The sequence below is a fragment of the Siccirubricoccus phaeus genome, from assembly GCF_008360935.1.
Classification (GTDB): domain Bacteria; phylum Pseudomonadota; class Alphaproteobacteria; order Acetobacterales; family Acetobacteraceae; genus Siccirubricoccus; species Siccirubricoccus phaeus.
Window position 1 is genome coordinate 1 of record NZ_SRXO01000047.1, and the last position, 4,873, is coordinate 4,873.

A 4,873-nucleotide genomic window follows, 5' to 3' on the forward strand; every position below is an offset into this window, starting at 1 on the left:
CTCACGCAGATCCTCGGAGTATGGCCGCATCCTGGCTGGCCTCCATCGCCCAGCCCAGAGCTTGAATCAGATCTCAGCCCGTTTCGGAACCCCCGATTCAGAGCAAACACAGCATGCTCTAGTGTTCCTGTCCCGGCAGGCGCTGGATATTTTCATTGCCCTGAAAACCTTCGCGGGCGGATCGGCTTATGTGCTGCCGTCGCGCTATGACTCCGACCTGCCCATGAGCAGCGCTACCCTCAACCAGGTGCTGACGCTGACATATCGCCTGGCGCAGAAGGAGGGAAAGCCTCTCGCCAAATTCGGGCCTCACGACCTGAGACGCACGGCCAGCACGCTGCTGCACGAAGCCGGCTACAACACGGAGGGGTCTTGCACGGTGCAAGAGTAAGGGGGGCGAGCGCGGGGTGCAGACCTTCGCACGAGGAGGAGGTCTTGCACCGTGCAAGACCTCCCGATCGCTCAGCGAGCCATGTCGGAGAGGGAACCGCCGACCGGAGGCCTGATGCGCTGATAGACCGCTCGGCCACCAGCGGCGATGTGGCGGCCAGCGCCAGCTACGCCCCGAGCTGTCGCTACCGCTCCTCGGCCGGCAGTTTGGAGGGACTGCGATGCACCGCGGATGAGAGAGCTGGCGTGGAAATGCAGGCCTCCGGACAGAGAGGTTGCAACGCCAGGCAGTTGAAGTGCGATGAAGGCCGCGACGCCGAAGAAGATCACGCCGGCGAGCAGGACCTGAATCATCACCATGCTATCGACGCTGCCCATCTGCGCGATGGTGCCGACAACCTGCTGTTCGACCGACAGGACGATGTAAAGTAGCACAACGGTCGTGATTTGCAGGATGACGCAGCTGATCAGCGAGCCGATCCAGCGCTCAAAGATCGAGCGCGTCGCCGGGAATAGCGCCAAGCCGATCAGGAGAGGCCCGAGCGCAATGTAAAGCGCGAGCAGAACGCGTGACGTCAACCAGATTATGAAGGCGACAACCGTCGAGATGATTGCAGCGAGCCAGTAGACGATGATGACAAACGATTCGCCTATTTGCCGCCACCCCAAGGTTTTCCAGACGGTCAGCCCAGCGTCCCATGCCTGAAGCCAGGCTTGATCGAAAGAGCTTGCCCTCACGACGCCCGCTGTTCCGGTCGCCGTAAGGGCCTGCGCCAGCCCCTGCGGCAGCGTCGTGAAGAAGAAGTCATAGACGTACTGCTGATAGACCCCCGAGCCGGTCAGCACCCACACGACCAGCCCCATTTTCAGGAAGCGGCCCATGATCACGGAGCCGACCTCGCTCGCCTGGCCGCGAATGATCAGGATGCCGGTCAATGCGATGTAGAGCACCAGTGCCACCTTCAACGACGGGCCGACAAAGGTCAGGAAGGCATTCGTGACCTGAGCGACCGCGTTGATCAGCGGCGTCTCGACTCGCGAGACTATGGTGCTGAATATCTGCATTTGAATTTCGTCCATGGCCGGTCACCTCCTGACCTGTCCGGCCTCGATCAGCAGCGAGCGTCGGGCAACGTCGCAGTTTTCGAGCTGGGGGGTATCGCCCCGCGAGGCGTCGGCCGAGGCAAGCAAGTGAGCGTGCGGCTCAAGGACAGCGAACGCGCCGCCCTCGCCATGGCGGCGGAGATGGCCGGGATGACGCCGGCGAATTGGTTGCGGTCCCTGGCGCTTGTTCACCTGGCGCGCCGGCCGCAATGGAACTCGGCCGAGCTGGACGCGCTGCGCGATCTATTCCGCGAATTGCGCGCGATTGGGAATCAACGTCAACCAGATCGCGCGCGCCCTCAATGTCGCCGTGCAAACGGGGGAGTATCCGCCCCGCCAGGGCAAGGCCGCCGAGGAGGCGGCGGAGCTGGTGCGCTTCGAGATGCAGCGCGTCGGGTCGGTGATGACGGGGAACTTCGACTATTGGGGCCTGCCGGACGCCGATCGACCCACAGCGGCCCCAGGGGCGGAGGACCGGGCCGACACGGCGGCGCAGGCGGCCGAGGCGAAGCGCCGGAGCCGGCCGAGGCGACGGCCGGCGAGATTCAAGGACGAATAGGCAAGGGCCGGTCTTGCACGGTGCAAGACCGGCGCTCGGCTCAAAGCACGTAGCCGCCGTCCATCGTCACGCTGGCGCCAGTCATGAAACCCGCTTCGTTGCTCGCGACGTAGGCGACGAGCCCGGCGATTTCCTCGGGCTTGGCGATGCGCTTCAGAGCGGTCCCGGCCGCCGCGAGATCAACGTAGTCGGCGAGGACATCGGTCGCCGTGGGACCAGGCTGTACGTTGTTGACGGTGATGCCACGCGGCGCGACATCGAGCGCGATCCCTTTGACCATGGCGGCCACCGCGCCTTTGGTCGCCTGATAGACGCTGTTGCCAGGCGCGCCGGTCCGAATGGTCGCATTGCTGCCGATGGTGATGATCCGGCCGCCATCCTTCAGATGGGGCACGGCCGCCTGGATCGACAGGAAGACGCCGCGCACGTTGACGCTGAGCATCAGGTCGAGTTCTTCGAGCGGCACGGCGTCGACGAGATTCATGCGGAACAGGCCGGCATTCACGACAACGACATCAAGCTGGCCGAACTGCCCCACCGCCTTTGCGACAGCGGCGCGGATATCGGCCGGGTTCCCGGATGCGGCTGATCAGACGATCGCGGAGGACTGGAAAGTCCTTCTCTCGCATTTCAACGAGGTCAGGATCACTTGCGCCAAATTCGGCGACCGACCCAATGCCCATGCAGCCGAGCCCGCGCAGCCTGTCGTCATCTGGCACCAGGCCGGCAAGCAGGTTGATGACGCCTTCGATGGGGGAGGCCGCGCTGTTGAGGCGGGAGAGATGCCCGCCCGTCGTCTTGCGCTGATATCCCCGCAGCGCCTCCAGATAGAGCCGCCGCTTGTCACCGAAAGCGTTGTAGAGGCTTTGCCGACCGATCCCCATGGCGCTCACCAGGTCTTCGGTCGAGGTTGCCGCGAAGCCCTTGGACCAGAACACGCACATCGCCTTTTCCAAGGCTTCATCGCGGTCGAATTCTCGGGGTCTCACCATGCTCCACGCTGCATTATTGATGGCTCGTTCCATATCCCCTACCGGTTCTGGAACGAGCCGTCAATAACCGGCGACGCGTTCGCCGGTCTTGCACGGTGCAAGACCGGCTGATGGCCTCACGCGTCCGTCGAGGCGGCTAGGTCCTTCTGACTTTCCAGCTCGGCAAGGCGTGCGGTGAGTGCGCGATGCATCGCCGCATAGGCATCGCTGCCGGTGGCAAGCCGCAGCGGCGGCGGGTCCTGATCGGCCGTGTCCAAGATCACCCGAGCCGTCTTCGCCGCATCGCCTGGTGACTTGTAGGTGCCGCTGCCGAAGAAGGCCCGCGCCTGGCCGACAGGGCCGTTGGCGTAGATATCGAGCGGGTGGGAGACAACCAGGTTGCTGCCGAACTGCGTGCCCGTGCTACCCGGTTCAACGATCGTGACGGCGATGTTGAACGGGGCCAGCTCGTGCCGAATGGACTCGATGAAGCCTTCAATGCCCCATTTCGAGGTGTGATAGAGGCTCCCGCCGGGGAAGGTCGCTTGCCCGCCCATTGTCGAAATCTGGATGATGCGACCGCCGCCCTGTTCTCGGAGATGAGGGATTGCGGCGCGCACGACCTGAATCGAGCCAACGAGGTTGGTCGCGATCTGCTGGTTTATTTGCGCGTCGGTCAGCTCCTCCGCCGCGCCCAGGATGCCGTAGCCGGCATTGTTGATCACGACATCAATCCGGCCGAGCTGGGCGAAGGCGCGGCCGACGACATCGCGAACCGCCGCCGTGTCGGTGACATCGAGCTGCGCCAGCCATAGGCGGTGGCCATGCGCGGCCTTCAGATCGTCAAGGGCTCCCGCCCGCCGGATCGTGCCGGCGACGCGTTCACCGCGTGCCAGCAACTGTTCCGTCATCTGGCGGCCGAGGCCGCTGCTGACGCCGGTAATGAAGGCCCCAGAGCGAACAGGCGTCAGCACGTCAGATGCCTAGATCCTTGAACAGCCCGTTCGCGTCGTCGAAACGTTCACCCTTGCCGGCGTCCAGTTCCTTCATGGCCTTCCGCGTTGTGCGGTTCGGCACCGCCACGTCGAACGGCAAGCGGCCTTCCTCGGCCACCCGCAGGAAGGTCAGGCGGATCAGATCGGACGCGCTCAGGCCCATACGCTCCAAGGTGGCAATGGCCTTGTCCTTCATGTCGGCCGGGATGCGCGCGCGCACTACAGCATCGGCTTTCATATCAATCTCCGGTTTCAGCATCCGATAATGTAGTGCGGATGTGGCTACAAAACAACCCCTCGCCACGCAGCGCCAAATGCAGCGTGGACGACGCGATGACCGAAGCGCGCCGGAGATATTGCAACGCGCTATCCAATTGGGCGAGGCTGACACTATGGGAAAGCAAGTCACCAAACGCTGCCATTGGGTAGCTCAATCCTATCTGCGAGCATTTGCCGCTGATGGGCAGAGGCAGCGTATTTGGCGTTTCAGCAGGAATTAAGGCGCGCCGGAGCTTAAGCGCATCGACAAGGTAGCCGTTAAGTTTCACCTTTATGCACCGCTGGGTACTATGGAAAACGTGACGACGTTCTAGAAAAGAAGCTCGCTGATCTCGAAAACTTTTTTGGAGATCCTGTGTGGAAGGCGGTTTGCAATGATTTCCCGGATTTTTCGTGGCAGCCGTTGCGCAAGATGGTAGCTCTTATCGCTGCGGTGACGTGGCTGCGTACTCAGGAATCCCCTCATTTTTCGTTGCGTGGTCTATAGGCGCGATTCGTCTGGGCTTGGTAGCCGTTCCAATGTGATGCGGGTTGGAGTTGTTCGGTGGGCGAGGCGGATCGGGGTCAGGCGAGGC

At 63.0% G+C, this 4,873-nt stretch carries 7 protein-coding genes and 2 pseudogenes; 3 read left to right on the top strand and 6 right to left on the bottom strand.

What is annotated here, in order from left to right:
- Nucleotides 1-391, top strand: a pseudogene (locus E5N76_RS31435) (hypothetical protein); the annotation flags it as partial.
- A gap of 71 nt (nt 392-462) precedes the next feature.
- Here the strand turns inward: E5N76_RS31435 and E5N76_RS29180 are convergent.
- Entirely contained in the window at nt 463-1,470 is a 1,008-nt protein-coding gene (locus E5N76_RS29180; RefSeq protein ID WP_149541496.1) for a TrbL/VirB6 family protein, read from the bottom strand.
- A 153-nt stretch (nt 1,471-1,623) separates the two neighbouring features.
- On the opposite strand from E5N76_RS29180, the pseudogene E5N76_RS31440 reads away from it, so the two are divergent.
- A pseudogene (locus E5N76_RS31440) lies at nt 1,624-1,707 on the top strand (hypothetical protein); the annotation flags it as partial.
- Between the two features lie 52 nt (nt 1,708-1,759).
- The gene (locus tag E5N76_RS29185; protein WP_149541497.1) at nt 1,760-2,053 is read left to right on the top strand and encodes a hypothetical protein; all 294 of its coding nucleotides are present in this window, start codon (nt 1,760-1,762) and stop codon (nt 2,051-2,053) included.
- A 40-nt stretch (nt 2,054-2,093) separates the two neighbouring features.
- Here E5N76_RS29185 and E5N76_RS29190 read toward each other — a convergent pair whose 3' ends face one another.
- The 5 genes from E5N76_RS29190 to E5N76_RS29210 all read right to left on the bottom strand — a co-directional run bounded on the left by E5N76_RS29190 (nt 2,094) and on the right by E5N76_RS29210 (nt 4,567).
- On the bottom strand, nt 2,094-2,591 hold the full coding sequence (locus E5N76_RS29190) for an SDR family NAD(P)-dependent oxidoreductase (RefSeq protein ID WP_207792153.1): 498 nt from the start codon (nt 2,589-2,591) through the stop codon (nt 2,094-2,096).
- Complete coding sequence (locus E5N76_RS31230; RefSeq protein ID WP_207792154.1) at nt 2,569-3,078, bottom strand: TetR/AcrR family transcriptional regulator; 510 nt, start codon at nt 3,076-3,078, stop codon at nt 2,569-2,571. The genes E5N76_RS29190 and E5N76_RS31230 overlap by 23 nt, the downstream gene beginning before the upstream one ends.
- Before the next feature lie 83 nt (nt 3,079-3,161).
- The gene (locus tag E5N76_RS29200; protein ID WP_235907960.1) at nt 3,162-3,998 is read right to left on the bottom strand and encodes an SDR family oxidoreductase; all 837 of its coding nucleotides are present in this window, start codon (nt 3,996-3,998) and stop codon (nt 3,162-3,164) included.
- 1 nt (nt 3,999) lies between these two features.
- Nucleotides 4,000-4,278: a type II toxin-antitoxin system RelB/DinJ family antitoxin gene (locus tag E5N76_RS29205; RefSeq protein ID WP_235907961.1), complete on the bottom strand. Its 279-nt coding sequence runs from the start codon at nt 4,276-4,278 to the stop codon at nt 4,000-4,002.
- Nucleotides 4,259-4,567: a hypothetical protein gene (locus E5N76_RS29210; protein ID WP_149541499.1), complete on the bottom strand. Its 309-nt coding sequence runs from the start codon at nt 4,565-4,567 to the stop codon at nt 4,259-4,261. The genes E5N76_RS29205 and E5N76_RS29210 overlap by 20 nt, the downstream gene beginning before the upstream one ends.
- Between the last annotated feature and the right edge of the window lie 306 nt (nt 4,568-4,873).

What these genes read in the sequence shown, in the direction of transcription:
- E5N76_RS31230 (WP_207792154.1), bottom strand. Translation starts at nt 3,078, where the DNA reads ATGGAACGAGCCATCAATAATGCAGCGTGGAGCATGGTGAGACCCCGA.
- E5N76_RS29180 (WP_149541496.1), bottom strand. Translation starts at nt 1,470, where the DNA reads ATGGACGAAATTCAAATGCAGATATTCAGCACCATAGTCTCGCGAGTC.
- E5N76_RS29205 (WP_235907961.1), bottom strand. Translation starts at nt 4,278, where the DNA reads ATGCTGAAACCGGAGATTGATATGAAAGCCGATGCTGTAGTGCGCGCG.